Origin of the sequence: Myxococcus sp. CA023, from assembly GCF_010998615.1 — a bacterium.
Lineage (GTDB): Bacteria > Myxococcota > Myxococcia > Myxococcales > Myxococcaceae > Myxococcus.
Map to the genome: position 1 here is coordinate 113,579 of NZ_JAAEAH010000012.1, position 16,090 is coordinate 129,668.

A 16,090-nucleotide genomic window follows, 5' to 3' on the forward strand; every position below is an offset into this window, starting at 1 on the left:
ATGCAACACGAGGTGATTCGCTTGAGAAACATGGTCGCAGTGATTGTCACGGCAGTCGCGCTGGGGGCGTCGCCTGCCCTGGCCGCCGCGCCGGTGGAAGCTGGCAAGGTGTACTCCGGTACGGAGGGCGAAGAGGTGGCCGTGGTGCCGCTCACGCCCCGTTCCGACAAGAAGTTCATCCTGCGCGTGAAGGGCACGGGCTCGGAGTTCGACGGACTGGTGTTCCCCTACGAGCAGAACGACTGGAGCACCCGCAGCACCGAGCAGTTCAACTACAGCACCCAGTGGCACGGCCGTAAGTACACGGCCCTGCACGTGCGGGACACGAAGTACGAGCTCTACGTGCCCGGCCGCCAGCGCCCCATCCGCCTGGCCTATGACGAGAAGAAGACCGCCGCGCTGAAGCCGGAGGAGGTCTACGCGCAGCACCAGAAGCAGATGAAGGATGGCACCCTGACGAAGCTGATGGCCTTCGACCGCAAGGGCGAGGAGTCCGGCCACAACAAGGAATTTGCCGCCACCCTCCAAGAGATGAACAACGCGTGTGGCACGTCCGTGGCCGCCCGCATCGACTGGAGCAGCATCAACGAGGACCAGCTCAAGGAGCTGAGCATCTCCAGCTTCTGTGGCACCCCGCTGACCAGCCTCAAGGAGCTGTGTACGGCGTCCGCCATCGCGAAGCAGACCATCCAGGAGAAGGTGAAGCAGGTCAGCTGCCGCTTCGGCTCCGCGTTGGAACCCAAGCTTGAAGCGGACCGCGTCATCTGGACGACCTCCCGCGACGCCCCCAATCAGGACAAGTTCGCCACGAAGTACTTCAAGCAGAACCTGTAGTCGGAGCCTTCACGATGCGATTCCAGCGTTTCGCCTTCGCGGCGATGTCTTTCGCGTGTACCGCCGCCATGGCGGCCGAGCCCATCCAGCCCCCCTGGGGCAAGGAGTCCAACCTCGGCGAGAAGATGATGTTGGAGGCCACGTCGGTGTGCACCGACGGCAAGGGCCACTACGTGGCGCTCACGCCCGACGACGAGGACACCAACGCCGTCCTCTACTACGGCGATGAGAAACAGTTCGTCCAGGTGCCCCGCCCCGGCCCCTACACGTCGGCCACGTCCTTCCTGGACCCGCGCTTCTTCAACAAGGGCGCGAACCCCAACTTCCGCGGCATCGACTGGCGGGTGATGTCGAGCGTGGAGATTGACCGCAAGGAGCGCACCTGCTCCCTGACCTGCGGTGAGAAGAAGATTGACCTCACCATGTTGGACGGTGAGCCGGCCGCGGAGCTGCTGCGCAAGGCCACCTTCCAGCCCAACCCGCAGAAGTTCGTGCCCTACGCGCTGCTGCGTGACACCAAGGGCGCCTACTACTTCGTGGACCGTGGCTTCCACGAGGCGGAGCAGAAGAACTACCGCGTCTTCATCGGGCCGCGCGGCAGCCTGAAGGCCCAGAAGATGACCAACGTCATCTCCGACTCCGAAGGCGAGATCTTCTCCACCAAGCGCGGTGACCTCCGCCTGCTGCTCGACAAGGCGAAGCCCGCCATGTGGATTGAAAACACCAAGCGCCGGCTGGAGCTGCGCCAGGTGCCCGTGGATGAGAACCTGCCGCTCATCTACAACGAGCTCGGTGTGTACGAAGGCGCCCGCCTGGGCACGCCCTGCGACGACCAGTAGCCATCCGTCAGCACGAGGGCCGGGAGCCGGCGTCCCACGGACGTCTTCCCGGCCCTTCGTGTCTTTGGCGTCAGTGGCTCACGGACGCGGCAGCGACGCCTTCAACTGCGCCACGCTCGCCTTCAGCTCCGCCAGCTCCGCCTTGAGCGCATCGAGCTCGGCGCTCTTCGCGTTCAGCTCCCGCGTCCGCCGCTCCAGCGCCTGGATGGCGGCCATGTTCACCCCGTCGATGTCGAGCATGCCGATGCTGGTGTCATCGGTCCCCAGGCCAAACGCGGCGCGGAAGTCCTGCGCCACGGGCCCCAGGTGCCGCACCTGCCGGTCCTCGCCCTTGTAGCGCCAGGACTCCACGGGTAGCTTCGCCACCTTCGCCAGGAGGGCCTCCCCATCGACGTGGCGGAAGTCCTCCTTCATGTTGCGGTCCGACGTGCAGGTGAACACACCCGAGTTCGCCGGAAGGTCACACCCCGTCCCCAGGTCGGCGCGGGTCCTCAGGCGGACGCCTCCCGCGGCGCGCACCATGAACTGGTTGTCCGCGGTGCTGGTGGCGGTGGTGGTGGTCGACTCGTCGCCCCAGATGAACGCGCCCGTGCGGCCCCCCGTGGACACGCGATAGCCCAGCGCGACGCTGTAGTCCCCCATCGCATGGACGCGGTACCCAAGCGCGACGCTCCCCTGCCCCGTCGCGGAGTTGGTGTACCCCAGCGCCGTGGAGCCAAAGCCGCTCGCGGTGTTGGACGCGCCACTGGTGAAGCTCGCCGTTCCCGTCGCCTGATTGCTAGAGCCGAAACACACGGCCACCGTGCCGCTGGCGACGCACTGGTCACCGAAGGCGAAAGTGCCGTACCCGCTGGCCCGGTTCCGGTTGCCTCCGGCCCACGAATATTCCCCCACGTTGGCGATGTCCCACTCAGTCTCCGCGTTGCCCGCGCGGAACGCTCCGCGGGCCGGCGCCCACATGAGCCGCATGCCTCTGCCGCTCATCGGCAGCGGCGCCTCCAGATCATGCGCGCCTCGCGCCAGCAGTCCGCCGCCAGAATCTACCGTGAAGACCGGCAATGCGTCCCAGACCGGCTGGGCCTCGCTCGTGTTCGTGACGCGAAGCAACGGTACGGGGGACGCGACAGCCGCCGCCGCGTCGACGAACAGGCCGGACCGCGTGCTGGCCATGCCCGCGAGCGACAGCGATGCGTCCTGGGGCTGCGTCCCATTCTGGATGTAGCCCCCACTGCCCGGCAGCGGCGGACGCGCATCGCTCAAGCGAGGGTCGCTCCCCTCCACGACGGTCCCCGGCCCCGAGCCATACGCGACACTGACGACGTTGCTGTCATCCAACCGGAGCCCCGAACCCACCTCCCAATTCTGTGCGGGTGGCCTCTCCGAACCACACCCCGCGGAGGCCAGGGTGATGCAGCTCATCGCGGCGAACAGTCCTCGCCCCCTCATGTCGTCTCCCGGTGTGGAATCTGGGTAGGAAACGACCTTGGCCGCCATCCTTCGCGGAAAGGTCCATACTGGATTCCGAACTGCACCGCACGTTCGCCATCCGGCGCATCAACCGCATCAACGAGCGCAAGGAGTCCTTCCGAGCGAGCCTGGACGAAATCGCCGAGGCCGTGCGCAAGCACCACGGTGACCTCGAGCTGACTCGCGTCGCCGAAGCCGCCGAGTGCCGCAAGTCGCTCGCGCTCATCGACGAGGAACGAAACGGCGCGGAAACACCCACGGCGTCCGCCGTCGCGTGAGCCCGTCACTTCGACGCAGCGGGCCAGACAACGCGCCGCGTCTATCGCGTCACACGCGCACGACACTGAGGACGCTCGCCTGGAGTGCGACCTACCCGTGTTCGTTGGACTTCCAATGACGTAAATCCGTCCGCGCGGTGACATGCGCTTCGGCGGGGGGACACTGGGACGGAACTGGAAACGTGGCATGTTGCGCTCGCCATGGCCGTCAGCGTCTTCGACCTCTTCAAGATTGGAATCGGACCCTCCAGCTCGCACACCGTCGGGCCCATGCGAGCGGCGCACATGTTCGCCCGGAAGCTGGCGGACACGGGCGTGCTGGAGCGGCTCACCCGGCTCAAGGTGGAGCTGTTCGGCTCGCTGGGCGCGACGGGCAAGGGCCACGGCAGCGACAAGGCCGTGGTGCTGGGCCTGATGGGCGAGACACCGGAGGCCGTGGACGTGGAGGCCGTGCCCGCCATCATTTCCCGCTGGCGCGCGGAAGGCCGCGTGGCGCTGCTCGGTCAGCGCGAGGTGACGTTCCGAGACGGCGAGCACCTGGTCATGCACCGCCGCCGCTCGCTGCCCTTCCATCCCAACGGCATGCGCTTCACCGCCTCCGGCGCGGACGGCGCGGAGCTGGCGTCGGCCGCCTACTACTCCGTGGGTGGCGGCTTCATCGTCGACGAGTCCGCCGCCGCGGCGGGCAAGGACCCGCTGAGCAAGGACACCACGCCGCTGCCCTTCCCCTTCCGGTCCGCCGCCGAGCTGCTGGCCCACTGCGAGCGCGAGCGCATGAGCTTCAGCTCGCTCATGCTCGCCAACGAGAAGACCTGGCGCGACGAGGCGGAGATTCGCGCCGGACTGCTGCGCGTCTGGGACGTGATGCAGGCCTGCGTGCGCCGTGGCTGCACCAGCGGCGGCATCCTCCCCGGTGGCCTCAAGGTGGAGCGCCGCGCCGCGGGCATGTACCAGAAGCTCATCAGCCGTCCCGAGGCCGGCCTCACCAACCCGCTCACCGTGCTGGACTGGGTGAACCTCTACGCCCTGGCCGTCAACGAGGAGAACGCGGCGGGAGGCCGCGTCGTCACCGCGCCCACCAACGGCGCCGCGGGCATCATCCCCGCCGTCCTGCACTACTACTGGCGCTTCGTGCCCGGCGCGAACGAGGACGGCGTGGTGCGCTTCCTGCTCACCGCCGGCGCCATTGGCGTGCTCTACAAAGAGAACGCCTCCATCAGCGGCGCGGAGGTGGGCTGCCAGGGTGAAGTCGGCAGCGCCTGCTCCATGGCCGCGGGGGCGCTCACGGAGGTCATGGGGGGCACGCCGCTCCAGGTGGAGAACGCGGCGGAGATCGCCATGGAGCACAACCTGGGCCTCACCTGCGACCCCATTGGCGGACTGGTGCAGGTGCCGTGCATCGAGCGCAACGCCATGGCCTCCGTGAAGGCCATCAACGCCACGCGCATGGCCCTCCACGGCGACGGGCGCCACTTCGTCAGCCTGGACAAGGTCATCCGGACGATGCGCGACACCGGCCGCGACATGAAGGACAAGTACAAGGAGACGGCGCGAGGGGGACTGGCCGCCAACGTGCTGGAGGTGGCCAACCTGAGCGTGGGCCTTCCGGAATGCTGAGCCACAACCAATCCCCGTCGTAGTCGTTGTGCTGTGCGTGGGTTGCGTGGGGCGCCGGACACGCTTTAAGACGCGCGCCAGGAGCGCGGCCATCCCAGGCCGCCTCGTGAGGACCCACTCCCCATGCTCAAGAAGATTCTCGTCGGCCTCGCCGCCGTCATCCTGCTGTTCGTCGGCTTCGTCGTCACCCGTCCCGACACGTTCACCTATCAGCGCACCTCGGTGCTCCCCGTGTCCGCGGACATCGCCTTCCCGCTGGTGAATGACTTCCACCGCTGGACCGAGTGGTCCCCCTGGGACGGTCTGGACCCGCAGCAGAAGCGCACCTACTCCGGCCCGGAGTCAGGCACGGGCGCGGGCTACGCCTGGGTGGGTAACGACCAGGTCGGTGAGGGCCGGATGACCATCACCGACAGCAAGGCCAACGAGCAGGTCACCATCAAGCTCGAGTTCATCAAGCCCTTCGCCGCCACCAACACCACCACCTTCACCTTCAGCGCCGCCGAGGGCGGCACCCAGCTCGTCTGGGCCATGTCCGGCGAGAACAACTTCATGAGCAAGGCCATGTCCCTGTTCATGGACATGGACGCCATGATTGGGAAGGACTTCGAGAAGGGCCTGGCGACCCTGAAGGACGTCGCCGTGGCCGACGCGAAGAAGCGCGCGGAGGCCGAGGCCGCGCGTGTAGCGGAGGAGAAGGCTCGCGTGGAAGCCGCCGCCGCTGCGCCGGCCGGAGAAGGTGCTCCCGCCGTGGCCGCGCCCGCCGTGCCGTGATGCACGCCTGACGCCACGGGGTCCGAGCGCACAGTGGTGGACACTGCCACGCGCGGCGTCGTCCGCAGCGCGAAGGTGGAGACGAAAGGCCTCGGCCAGCGCTTCGCCGAGTCCATCGCCCGCCGCCACTGGGAGCGTGAGGCTCCGCCCCCCGCGTAGCTCAGCCGCCTGAGCCCATCCGCCCCGCGAGCAGGCCCAGCACGAAGGCCAGCACGGCCAGCAGTCCTGCCCAGACGGGCGGGACGCCCTTCGCGGAGGCGGAAGGGCTCGCGACGCGCACCGCGCCCGCTTCCTCGGGGACGATGACGCGGACCTTGATGACGGCCTGGGTGAGCACGGCCTCGACGTCGGTGAGGAAGCGCTCGTACTCCTCGGCCTGCATCTCCAGCGGCTCGCCGTGGTGAAGCGCATACCGCTTCGCCACCGCCTCGAAGTTGCGGAGCTGGGCCTCGCGCTTGGACACGTCCACCCAGCCACACGTCAGCGAAGTCCCCGCGCCCTTGCGAGGCACCAGGGAGATGGCCTGCCGCGCCAGCTTCCCGCCCGCGGTGCTGGGCCCTTCCGGCTCGTCGATGCGCAGCACCCGGTGAGGGCCGCGGCCATACATCTTCGTCGACAGCGCGTCGCGGAGCTGCTCGGCCAGCAGCGCCGAGTGGTTCGCGAACATCGTCCGCAGCGCGGGGGCCTCTTCCGCGGCCACCACCTTCGCGCCCAGGGGCTCCAGCGGGCTCAGCCGCACCACGCCCACGCTGGCGGGGGACGCACTGGCCTTCGGCGGACTGGCGCGCTTCTCGGGGGCGCCCGGGGCCTTCGCCTCCGGGCCTCCACGCGGCCTGGGAGGCTTCGGCGGCATAGCGTCCGTGTGGACCTCGGCAGGCGGCGCTGGAGGCTCGATCCGCGCGCTTCTGGCGGCGCCGCGTGAGCGACCCGCCCGGGCGGGTCGCGCGTCCGGGACGGGCCCCATCCGCGTCTCCAGCGCGGGAGGCTCCAAGGGGGGCAGGTCCTCCTCGTGGGAGAAGGACTCCACGGGGCCCATGCGCGTTTCCTCGAAGCGAGGCTCCACGGGCCCCATACGCGTCTCCTCGGGGCGCGTGAGGAGCGGAATGTCCCGCGTCGCGTCCTCGTCCTCTTCCGGGGCGATGCGTGGCTCCTCGGAACGTCCCGGGCGACCGGGCCGCCTCTTCCCGTCAGACATGTCCGTCCCTCTCCCAGGCCGAGCATACTTCAAGGCCGGGCCGGCGCCCCTTCACGGACGCCTCCCGGCCTTCACCGCCCTGGATGCCGCGGACTCAGGCCCCCGGCGCCGGGGCCGGCGTCTCGCCTCGTGGCAGGACGGCCTGCATCACCAGGCTCAGCGCCACCACCAGCGCGCAGCCGATGACGTTGAACCAGAGGTAGCCCACGTCGGAGAGGAAGAAGAGGGCAATCACCGTCGCCTGGGAGATGACGGCCGCAGCGAACACGGCATGGCCGCGCACGTGTTTCACGAAGAAGGCCACCAGGAAGATGCCCAGCACTGTGCCGTAGAAGATGGAGCCCAGGATGTTCACCGCCTGGATGAGGTTGTCCAAGAGCGACGCGAAGGTCGCGAAGCCCACCGCGACGACGCCCCAGAACACGGTGAACAGCTTCGACGCCACCAGCACGTGCCGGTCGGAAGCGTTGCGCTGGAAGACCCGCCGGTAGAAGTCCACCGTCGTCGTCGTGCCCAGGGCCGTCAGCTCGCTGGCGATGGAGCTCATGGCCGCGGACAGGATGACGGCGATGAGCAGGCCGAACAGGCCGCTGGGCAGCCAGCGCTTCACGAAGGAGATGAAGATGTAGTCGGAGTCCTTCGTCTCCGCGCCCGGCAGCGCGCGGACCACCAGGTCCTTGGCCTCCTTGCGGACGGCGCTCGCCTCCTGCGCATGGCCCTGCAGCAGCGCCCGCGACGCATCCCCAGCCGCCACGTCGCCTGAATCGACGGCCGACAGGTAGCGCTCCACTTCCGCGCGCTTGCCGGACTGGACCTGCTCCCACTTCGACTCCAGCGCGGCGTACTCGGCCGCCTGCGCCGTGCCCTGCACGCGGGTGCGCAGCGCCTCGTTGAAGAGCAGCGGCGGCGTGCTGAACTGGTAGAAGGCGAAGACGAGAATCCCGACGAAGAGGATGAGGAACTGCATCGGGATTTTCAGCACGCCGTTGAAGAGCAGCCCCAGCCGGCTCTCGGAGATGGAGCGGCCGGAGAGATAGCGGCCCACCTGCGACTGGTCCGTGCCGAAGTACGACAGGGACAGGAAAAGTCCTCCGGTGATGCCGGACCAGAAGTTGTAGCGGTCCTGCATGTCGAAGTCGAAGCTGACCACGTTCATCCGGCCGAAGGCACCCGCGACGTCCACCGCCTTGCCGAACGACACGTGCTCCGGCAGCCGCCAGACGATGACGATGGCGGCCACCACCATGCCGCCCATCATCACCACCATCTGCTGCTTCTGCGTCTGGCTCACCGCCTTGGCCCCGCCCGTCACCGTGTAGAGGATGACCACCGCGCCCATGACGATGACGGTGGGCTCCAGCGGCCAGCCGAGAATGGCGGAGAGGATGATGGCGGGCGCGTAGATGGTGATGCCAGCCGCGAGTCCACGCTGGATGAGGAAGAGGAAGGCGCCCAACAGCCGCGTCTTCAGGTCGAAGCGTGACTCCAGGTACTCATAGGCCGTGATGACATTCAGCCGGTAGTAGATGGGCACGAAGACGGCGCTGATGATGATCATCGCGATCGGCAGTCCGAAGTAGAACTGCACGAAGCGCATCCCGTCCTCGTAGGCCTGCCCGGGGACGGAGAGGAACGTGATGGCGCTGGCCTGCGTGGCCATCACCGCCAGGCCGATGGTGGGCCACTTCAGCTCGCGGCCGCCGCGCAGGTACTCCTCGCTGGAGGCCGCGCCACGGGACTTCCAGATACCCCACGCCACGATGAACGCGATGGTGCCACCGAGCACCACCCAGTCGAGCCCCGTCACGAATACACCTCCGTGAGCACCCAGCCCAGGGCGAGGAACAGGAAGAAGGTGCCCAGCACCAGGATGTAGATGTTGCGCCACGAGCCCAGCAGCGGCGGCGCGTCATCGAGCTCGGGCCGGGGCGCGGGGACCTCGGCGGAAGGCTCACTCGGATTCAGTTGGGGGGCAGTGCTCATTGAGAAAGGATGTTGGCCAACAGGCGGTAGGCGCCGGGAACCCCGGCGGGAAGCTGACGGAAGAAAGCGAGGCCCGTGTAGACGAACGTGCCCTTGCCATGGCGGGCGACAAGCAGCGCGCCCTGGAGCGGCGCCTCGCCGGCATCGTGCATGGCGAACACGGGCTGGTAGCGAGCGTCCCACGACGACGCGAAGTAGAGGCCGCGCTCCTGCACCCAGCCCTCGAAGTCCGCGGCCGTCAGCGCATTGGGCGCGCGCAGCAGCGGCTCATCGGCGCGGAGCGGCGTCATCACCGCCGCCTCATCCGTCACCCGGTCGCGGCCAATCTCCAGCGGATAGGGGCCTACGAAGGACGTGAGCGGCCCCACGCGGCTGTTGGTGTTGTACTGCACCACCAGCCGCCCGCCGCCTTCCACGTACTGGAGCAGCCGCTCCCGGTGGACGGTCAGGTGCGTGTTGGCGTTGAAGGCGCGCACGCCCACGAGGATGGCGTCGAAGCGCTCCAGCTTCTCCTGGGCCAGCCGCTCCTCGGGGAGCAGCGTCACCTCGTAGCCCACCGCGCTCAGGCTCTCCGCGACGCGGTCGCCCGGCCCGGGGATGTAGCCGATGCGCTTGCCCTTCGTGGCCAGCGCGAAGGGCACCACCGTGGCATTGGACGGCTGACGCACCGTCAGCGGCGGGATGTGTGGATAGGACACGGAACGGGCACGCCAGGACCAGGCGCGGTCCCCCATGTCGACATTCACGGAGAGGTCACCCTTCTGCGTCGAGCCCTGGGGCGGCGTCACATGGAAGGTGATGGTGTGCTCGTCTCCGCGCGCCTCGAACTTGAACGCGACCGCCGAGGGCTCCACGCGCCAGCCGGGCGGCGCCACCATTCGCACAATGCCCAGCGCCTGGTCCATCCCCGCGGCCAGCACCACCGGCACGACACGGGACTCGCCGTTGGGGAACATGAGCACGTCCTGCGCCAGCGTGGCGGTGACGGGCGGGACGACCTCGAAGTCACGGTAGAGCTCGCCGCTCACCGGGTCGGTCCAGACGTAGACCACCGGACGCACCGCGCGGAAGCGCCGGCCCGCGACCTTGTATTCGAACACCACCGACAGCGCGGGAACGCCCTCCGGCTGGCCGGTGAGCGCGCGGTCCTCGCCTTCGAGCGTGTAGAGCCCTCCGGCGACGGGCTCGCGGAGCCAGTAGGGCGTGGAGATGGGCGCCGTCGTCGGCAGCGTCACCGTGCGCGACAGCTTCAAGGGCACGTTCGCCCCCAGCACCTTCCCCACGGCCTCGGGTTTCTCGCCTGGCAGCGTCAGCCCCACCCACTCGACGGCGGCGGGCGAGCGGTTCAGTGCCACCACGTCCAACGCCACCGGCAGCCCCGGGATGCCTGTGGGCGCGGCGGCACGTACCTCCAGGAACAGACCCGCGCAGGCGGCGATGAGCGCCTCCGTCTCACGCAGCTTGGGCGCCTTCCACGGATGGGTGTCCGGCAGCGCGGTCAGCGCCTCGTGGACGCGGACGAGCGAGGGAAGGGAGCGGTGGGGGGCGCGCGCATCGAACGCCTTCGTCGCGGCGGCCACCGCGCGGGACACGGCCTCGGAGCCCTTCCAACGCCTCCAGGAGAAGTCGAGCCCCTCGAACACGTCGCGCTTCGGCAGCGTCCCCGCCAGCGGTGTGAAGTACTCCGTGCTGGCACCTCGGTCCGAGGCCTGGCCGAAGCCCTGGCTCTTGTGCTGGCTGCGGCTCTCCGCGGCCACCTCGCCCCACGAACGCCCGAGCAACGCGTCGTAGCCGCCCACCTCCAGCTTCACGTAGCGGGACAGGTCCTCATCGGGCTTGAACCACCATTGCGAGGCGTTCTGCAGCAGGCGGTCCGCCTTCCACGGCTTCACCTCGGACAGCTGCTCGGGGAAGCGCTTCGGGTCGGCGGCGGCGATGAAGGCCTCCGCCGCCAGCAGCGCGGAGGCCGTGTGGTGGCCGTGGTTCGGCGGCTCCGTGGTGAAGCGGGTGATGATGACGTCTGGCTGGAAGCGGCGGATGGCGAGCACCACGTCCGCCAGAACCTCTTCATGTCCCCAGATGCGCAGCGCCTCTTCCGCGCTCTTCGAGTAGCCGAAGTCCCGCGCCCGCGTGAAGAATTGCTCCGCGCCGTCCACGCTCCGCGCGGCGAGCAACTCGTGCGTGCGGATGAGCCCCAACAGGGCGTCCTGCTCGGTGCCGATGAGGTTCTGCCCACCATCGCCGCGCGTCACGGACAGGTAACCCGCGCGCAGGCCGCGGTCTCCCACCAGCCACGCGAGCAAGCGCGTGTTCTCGTCGTCCGGGTGGGCCGCGACATAGAGGACACTGCCCGTCACACCGAGGCGCTTCAGGCCCGCCGCGATTTCACCCGCATGGAGCTGCCGAGGAGGCTGCGCCACCGCCTTCGACCCGATTCCAAGGCTCATGGCCAGCGTCATTCCGAGGAGCAGGTTCCGCATTCGGGCGGACCCTATAACAAGCCTCTTCCCTGCGCGCGGCTCGCGTTCGACCCGGGATGACACGCGCCGTCACGGCCGCACATGACGTGCAAGCGTGCACTTCCGGTGGCGCGCCCGCCGCGACCTGTTATCACGGCATGCCGTGACGTCCCCGTTCTCGACCGCGTGGCTTCGCGGAGATGCGTCCGCGCTCTCCTTCCTTCCCGACGACTATCGACACCGTGAAGCGCGCGCCCGGGCCGTGGCCGCCGCCGCGTCGCGCGCGGTGTCCCCCGCGTTGCTGGACGTCCTCGGTGCGCAGAACGCGCGCCTCGCGCCCAGTCCCGCGCGGGAGCGCAACCTCGCGCTGCTCGCGCAGCCCGGTACCGTGGCGGTGGTGACGGGGCAGCAGATGGGCCTCTTCCTGGGCCCGCTGTACACGCTCTACAAAGCCGCGTCCGCCATCGTCACGGCGCGCGCGCTTCGGGAAGAAACCGGCCGGCCCTGTGTCCCCGTCTTCTGGCTCCAGACGGAGGACCACGACCTCCCTGAGATTGACCACTGTGTCATCCCACGTCCGGGCGGAGGGCCATGTCGCCTGGCGCTCGAGCTTCCGGATGCAGCAACATCTCGAGCGCCCATCGCCCACCGCCACCTTGGACCAAGCGTCCTCCCAGCCCTGGCCACCCTCCGCGCCGAGCTGGAAGCAGAACCCCATGCGGAGGACTTCCTCTCCCTGCTGGAGCGGGCTTACCGCCCTGAAGCCACGCTCGCGGGAGCCTTCACCGACGTCCTGTCCTCCCTCTTCGCCGACGAGGGACTCGTCTTCCTCGACCCGAGAGACGCACGACTGGCGCCCCTCGCCGCGCCCGTGCACCGCTTCGCCCTCCAGGAAGCGGGGGCACTCTCCTCGGTGCTCGCGGCCCGAGCGGAGGCGCTCACCCACGCGGGCTACACGGTGCAGGTCCATGTCCGTCCGGGCTCGCCGCTCAGCTTCTTCTCACCCGATGCGCTCGATGGCCCGCGCTACCGGCTGGACCCGGCGGAAGCGGGCGCCTGGAGCCTGGTGGGTCACCCGGAAAGCAGTGCCATCACCCAGGACGAGCTGCATGCCGCCCTTGAGCGAGAGCCGCTGCGCTTCACCACGTCCGCGCTGCTGCGCCCCCTCCTCCAGGACACCTGGCTCCCCACGGCCGCGTATGTCGGCGGCCCAGGCGAGCTGGCCTACTTCGCGCAGCTGGCACCGCTCTATGCCCACGCGGGACGTCCGATGCCGCTCGCCATTCCCCGGGCCCGCTTCCGCGTGCTCGATGACCGCGCGCGACGGTGGCTGGGCAAGGTGGGGCTCCAGCCAGATGAGGTGAACGTGCCGCGCGACGCGCTGCTCACTCGGCTGGCCACGCGTGATGCCCCGGAGTCGCTGGAGACACCCGAAGCCCTGGAGGCCCGCCTCTTCGGAGCATTCTCCTCCGAGCTGGAGCGCGTCGCCGGTCAGGTGTCGGCGGTGGACGCGAACCTCCAGGACGCGCTGCGCCGCACCCAGGGCACGGTGCGTGTCGCGGTGTCCCGGCTGACGGGCCGCTACCGCCGCGCGCTCACCCGGCGTGATGCCACTGCGGCCGAACAGGTGGACCGCCTGCGCACCTTCCTCTTCCCGGAGGACGCGCCCCAGGAGCGGATCCTCGGGCTGCCCTACTTCGCCTGCCGCATCGGGACGCGCGCCTTCACGAAGATGGTGCTGGACGCGTGTGTCCCCTTCTCCGGTGACTCAAAGGACCTGACGCCATGAGCGAGAACGGCACCGCCTACGGCATCGACGTCCTCGCCTTTGGCCCACACCCGGATGACGTGGAGCTGTTCTGCGGCGGGCTGCTGGCGAGCATGGCCGCCCGTGGCTACCGCACCGGCATCGTCGACCTGACGCGCGGCGAGAAGAGCTCGCGCGGCACGCTCCAGTCCCGCGCGGAGGAGACGGAAGCCGCCACCCGCGCGCTGGGCCTGGCCCACCGGGAGAACCTGGAGCTGCCCGACGGCTGGCTCAATCCGTGGGCGGGCTTCGACACACCCGAGCCCGAGCGCGCCCGCACCGCCGCCGTGGCTCGCGTGGTGGAAGCGCTGCGCCGCCTGCGTCCGGAGCTGGTCGTCGTGCCCTGGGAGCAGGAGCGCCACCCAGACCACGAGGCCGCCAGCGCGCTGGTGACGCGCGCCCTCTTCTTCGCGGGCGTGCGCAAGTTCGACGCGGAGCCCGCCGCGGAGTCCTTCACGCCGCGGCAGGTCCTCTACTACCCGCTGCGGCACCTGGCCGAGCCCAGCGTCATCGTCGACGTCTCCGCTGTCTACGAGCGCAAGCTGGCGGCGGTGCACTGCTACGCCAGCCAGGTGATGCCCAGGCCGGACGCCCCGCCCACCCTGGTGGGCTCACCGCTGTCGCTGTCGTCACTGGAAGCCAGGGATCGCTTCCATGGCGCGCAGATTGGCGTCACCCACGGCGAGCCCTACATCCTCCGCGAGGCGTTGGGACTGGCCGACCCGCTCGACCACTTTCGCAGGAATAGCTTCGCCAGGCCCCTGTTCTTCCCGGCACGCACATGAACGCCCCGCTCAACGTGGCCATCACCTGCTTTCCAACCTTCGGTGGCAGCGGCATGGTCGCCACGGAGATTGGCCTCGCGATGGCGGACCGGGGCCACCGCGTCCACTTCATTGCTCGAGACCTGCCGGTACGCCTCCATGGCGCGAACCGGAAGGTCGTCTTCCACGAGGTGACGGAGAGCGACTACCCGGCGCTCCAGCAGTCCGGCACCTATCCCATCGCGCTGGCGTCCAAGATGATCGAGGTCGCCAGCTACGAGCGCCTGGACATCCTGCACGTCCACTACGCGGTGCCCCACGCCACCGCCGCGTGGATGGCGCGCGAGGTGCTGGGCCACAAGGCGCCGCGAGTCGTCACCACGCTGCACGGGACGGACACCACGCTGGTGGGAATCGACCCCAGCTACCTGCCGATTACGCGCTTCTCCATCACGCGAAGCGACGCGGTGACGGTGCCGTCGGCCTTCCTGCGCCGCGCGACGTGGCGGGGCTTCGACATTCCCGAGAGCGTCCCCATCGACGTCATCACCAACTTCGTGGACACCGCCCGCTATGCCCCGGTGCGAGACCGCGCCTGCCTGCGCGCGCTCTTCCCGGCCCTGCGTGACCACGAGCCGGTGCTCATCCACGTCTCCAATTTCCGGCCGGTGAAGCGCATCGCCGACGTGGTCGCCATCTTCACCGAGGTCCACCGCCACCGTCCCTGCCGTTTGGTGATGGTGGGAGACGGTCCGGAGCGCTCGCCCGCGGAGCGGATGCTGCGGGAGATTGGCCTGGAGGGCCGCGTCGCGTTCCTCGGCAAGCAGGACCGCTTCGAGGAACTGGTCGCCGCCTCCGACGTCTTCCTGCTTCCCAGCGAGCAGGAGAGCTTCGGGCTCGCCGCACTGGAAGCGCTCAGCTGCGGCATTCCCGTGGTGGCCAGCGACCTGGGCGGAATCCCGGAGCTCGTCACGCACGGGGAGACGGGCTTCCTGGCGCCGCTGGGTGACGTCCCGGCCATGGCCCGGCACGTGCTCACACTGGTCGAGGACGCGGAGCGTTGGCAGGGCTTCTCACACCGCGCGCGGGCACAGGTCCTGGAACGCTTCCAGAAGGAACCCGCCATCGACCGCTACGAGGCGCTCTACCGCCGGCTCCTGACGGGGCCCCTCCGTCGCTGAGGAGCCCCGGGAGCGGCTGGCTACTTCTTGTTCTTCCACTCCGCCAGCGCCTTGGAGACCTGGTCACGGTAGAAGAAGTTCTTGTCCTTCTGCCCCAGGTCCCACGCGGTCTGCGCGGCCTTGCGGGCCTCGCCGTACTTGCCCATCTGCGACAGGACGCCCGCGCGAATCCAGTGGTTGTACCAGGTGGCGTTGGCGGCCACGGCCGCGTCGGCGTGCTTCAGCGCGGCGGAGTAGTCCTTCGAGGACTCCGCCACGTAGGAGGCGGCGCTCACGTGCATCATGGCCATGCTCTTCTGCGCCTCCTCGATGTTGGCCTTCGCGATGGCCGCCGTGTCCACCGTGATGGGGACGGAGACGCGCAGCTTCTCCCACTCCAGGTCCAGCCGCGTGCCGGCGTCCGTGGTGTCGGTGAAGAGGTACGTCAGGCGCTCACGCGACGGAATCTCCGTGGTGGTGGCGCTCACCGAGGCCACGTCCTTGGCGGTGTCGTAGGGCGCGCCGCCCCGCCACAGGCCCAGGTCCGTGTTCAGCATCACCTTCCAACCCTTCTGCGAGGGCAGACTGACGATGGCGTAGGAGCCCGCCGGAACGGCCTTGCCACCGAAGGTGACAGGGTGGCTGAAGGTAATCTTCGTCGCCGCGTTGGCGCCGCTGCGCCAGGCCTTGTCATTGGGGACCAGCTCGCCCCAGACCTTCCGGCCCTTCACCGCGGGGCTGGAATATTCGACGGAAATCTCGGAGACGCCCACCTCCTGCGTCACCTTCGCCGCGGGGCTGGAGGCCGGCAGTTTGAGCTGAGCCAGCGCGGGCATCGCCGACAGGGTCATGAGCGCGGAGGCCATACAGCTGAGAAGCTGGTTCTTCATCGTCCTCACTTCGTCCTTTCCGA

General features: G+C 69.1%; 15 protein-coding genes. 9 read left to right on the forward strand and 6 right to left on the reverse strand.

What is annotated here, in order from left to right; genetic code table 11:
- The first annotated feature begins 30 nt into the window (after positions 1 to 30).
- Positions 31 to 834, forward strand: a complete 804-nt coding sequence (locus tag F8M74_RS07700) for a hypothetical protein (protein WP_228559361.1) — start codon at positions 31 to 33, stop codon at positions 832 to 834.
- A 14-nt stretch (positions 835 to 848) separates the two neighbouring features.
- Positions 849 to 1,673 carry a hypothetical protein gene (locus F8M74_RS07705; RefSeq protein WP_141257368.1) on the forward strand — a complete coding sequence of 275 codons (825 nt, stop codon included), beginning with the start codon at positions 849 to 851 and terminating at the stop codon, positions 1,671 to 1,673.
- 78 nt (positions 1,674 to 1,751) lie between these two features.
- On the opposite strand, the gene F8M74_RS07710 is transcribed toward F8M74_RS07705, so the two are convergent.
- A complete protein-coding gene (locus F8M74_RS07710; protein WP_228559362.1) occupies positions 1,752 to 3,119 on the reverse strand; it encodes a tail fiber domain-containing protein in 1,368 nt (455 codons plus the stop codon).
- 11 nt (positions 3,120 to 3,130) lie between these two features.
- Between F8M74_RS07710 and F8M74_RS07715 the strand changes: the two genes are divergently transcribed.
- From F8M74_RS07715 to F8M74_RS38440, 4 genes are all read left to right on the forward strand, one after another.
- Positions 3,131 to 3,418, forward strand: coding sequence for a hypothetical protein (locus F8M74_RS07715; RefSeq protein WP_228559364.1), 288 nt, complete (start codon positions 3,131 to 3,133; stop codon positions 3,416 to 3,418).
- Positions 3,419 to 3,619: 201 nt separating this feature from the next.
- Positions 3,620 to 5,035, forward strand: coding sequence for an L-serine ammonia-lyase (locus F8M74_RS07720; protein ID WP_141257370.1), 1,416 nt, complete (start codon positions 3,620 to 3,622; stop codon positions 5,033 to 5,035).
- A gap of 123 nt (positions 5,036 to 5,158) precedes the next feature.
- Positions 5,159 to 5,809, forward strand: a complete 651-nt coding sequence (locus F8M74_RS07725; protein ID WP_141257371.1) for an SRPBCC family protein — start codon at positions 5,159 to 5,161, stop codon at positions 5,807 to 5,809.
- 36 nt (positions 5,810 to 5,845) lie between these two features.
- A complete protein-coding gene (locus F8M74_RS38440; RefSeq protein WP_255470724.1) occupies positions 5,846 to 5,968 on the forward strand; it encodes a hypothetical protein in 123 nt (40 codons plus the stop codon).
- 1 nt (position 5,969) lies between these two features.
- On the opposite strand, the gene F8M74_RS07730 is transcribed toward F8M74_RS38440, so the two are convergent.
- The 4 genes from F8M74_RS07730 to F8M74_RS07745 form a co-directional block, all read right to left on the reverse strand.
- Entirely contained in the window at positions 5,970 to 7,004 is a 1,035-nt protein-coding gene (locus F8M74_RS07730; protein WP_141257372.1) for a hypothetical protein, read from the reverse strand.
- Between the two features lie 94 nt (positions 7,005 to 7,098).
- Positions 7,099 to 8,811 carry a sodium:solute symporter gene (locus F8M74_RS07735; protein ID WP_141257373.1) on the reverse strand — a complete coding sequence of 571 codons (1,713 nt, stop codon included), beginning with the start codon at positions 8,809 to 8,811 and terminating at the stop codon, positions 7,099 to 7,101.
- Positions 8,808 to 8,987 (reverse strand): hypothetical protein, encoded by a 180-nt coding sequence (locus F8M74_RS07740; RefSeq protein ID WP_141257374.1) that lies wholly within the window; start codon positions 8,985 to 8,987, stop codon positions 8,808 to 8,810. The genes F8M74_RS07735 and F8M74_RS07740 overlap by 4 nt, the downstream gene beginning before the upstream one ends.
- Complete coding sequence (locus F8M74_RS07745) at positions 8,984 to 11,467, reverse strand: PIG-L family deacetylase (RefSeq protein WP_141257375.1); 2,484 nt, start codon at positions 11,465 to 11,467, stop codon at positions 8,984 to 8,986. The genes F8M74_RS07740 and F8M74_RS07745 overlap by 4 nt, the downstream gene beginning before the upstream one ends.
- Before the next feature lie 94 nt (positions 11,468 to 11,561).
- On the opposite strand from F8M74_RS07745, the gene bshC reads away from it, so the two are divergent.
- From bshC to bshA, 3 genes are read left to right on the forward strand one after another with little or no spacing between them, the layout of a single operon-like run.
- Positions 11,562 to 13,235 carry a bacillithiol biosynthesis cysteine-adding enzyme BshC gene (gene bshC, locus F8M74_RS07750; RefSeq protein WP_171410122.1) on the forward strand — a complete coding sequence of 558 codons (1,674 nt, stop codon included), beginning with the start codon at positions 11,562 to 11,564 and terminating at the stop codon, positions 13,233 to 13,235.
- Positions 13,232 to 14,038, forward strand: a complete 807-nt coding sequence (gene bshB1, locus F8M74_RS07755) for a bacillithiol biosynthesis deacetylase BshB1 (RefSeq protein ID WP_141257377.1) — start codon at positions 13,232 to 13,234, stop codon at positions 14,036 to 14,038. Before bshC ends, bshB1 begins: the two co-directional genes overlap by 4 nt.
- Entirely contained in the window at positions 14,035 to 15,198 is a 1,164-nt protein-coding gene (gene bshA, locus F8M74_RS07760) for an N-acetyl-alpha-D-glucosaminyl L-malate synthase BshA (protein ID WP_141257378.1), read from the forward strand. The genes bshB1 and bshA overlap by 4 nt, the downstream gene beginning before the upstream one ends.
- Positions 15,199 to 15,218: 20 nt before the next feature.
- Here bshA and F8M74_RS07765 read toward each other — a convergent pair whose 3' ends face one another.
- Positions 15,219 to 16,067: a DUF2911 domain-containing protein gene (locus tag F8M74_RS07765; RefSeq protein ID WP_228559366.1), complete on the reverse strand. Its 849-nt coding sequence runs from the start codon at positions 16,065 to 16,067 to the stop codon at positions 15,219 to 15,221.
- Between the last annotated feature and the right edge of the window lie 23 nt (positions 16,068 to 16,090).

Excerpts from the sequence above, each read along its gene's own strand:
- F8M74_RS07700 (WP_228559361.1), top strand. The coding sequence starts at position 31 with ATGGTCGCAGTGATTGTCACGGCAGTCGCGCTGGGGGCGTCGCCTGCC.
- F8M74_RS07705 (WP_141257368.1), top strand. The coding sequence starts at position 849 with ATGCGATTCCAGCGTTTCGCCTTCGCGGCGATGTCTTTCGCGTGTACC.
- F8M74_RS07710 (WP_228559362.1), bottom strand. The coding sequence starts at position 3,119 with ATGAGGGGGCGAGGACTGTTCGCCGCGATGAGCTGCATCACCCTGGCC.
- F8M74_RS07720 (WP_141257370.1), top strand. The coding sequence starts at position 3,620 with ATGGCCGTCAGCGTCTTCGACCTCTTCAAGATTGGAATCGGACCCTCC.
- F8M74_RS07725 (WP_141257371.1), top strand. The coding sequence starts at position 5,159 with ATGCTCAAGAAGATTCTCGTCGGCCTCGCCGCCGTCATCCTGCTGTTC.
- F8M74_RS07730 (WP_141257372.1), bottom strand. The coding sequence starts at position 7,004 with ATGTCTGACGGGAAGAGGCGGCCCGGTCGCCCGGGACGTTCCGAGGAG.
- F8M74_RS07740 (WP_141257374.1), bottom strand. The coding sequence starts at position 8,987 with ATGAGCACTGCCCCCCAACTGAATCCGAGTGAGCCTTCCGCCGAGGTC.
- F8M74_RS07745 (WP_141257375.1), bottom strand. The coding sequence starts at position 11,467 with ATGCGGAACCTGCTCCTCGGAATGACGCTGGCCATGAGCCTTGGAATC.
- bshB1 (WP_141257377.1), top strand. The coding sequence starts at position 13,232 with ATGAGCGAGAACGGCACCGCCTACGGCATCGACGTCCTCGCCTTTGGC.
- bshA (WP_141257378.1), top strand. The coding sequence starts at position 14,035 with ATGAACGCCCCGCTCAACGTGGCCATCACCTGCTTTCCAACCTTCGGT.
- F8M74_RS07765 (WP_228559366.1), bottom strand. The coding sequence starts at position 16,067 with ATGAAGAACCAGCTTCTCAGCTGTATGGCCTCCGCGCTCATGACCCTG.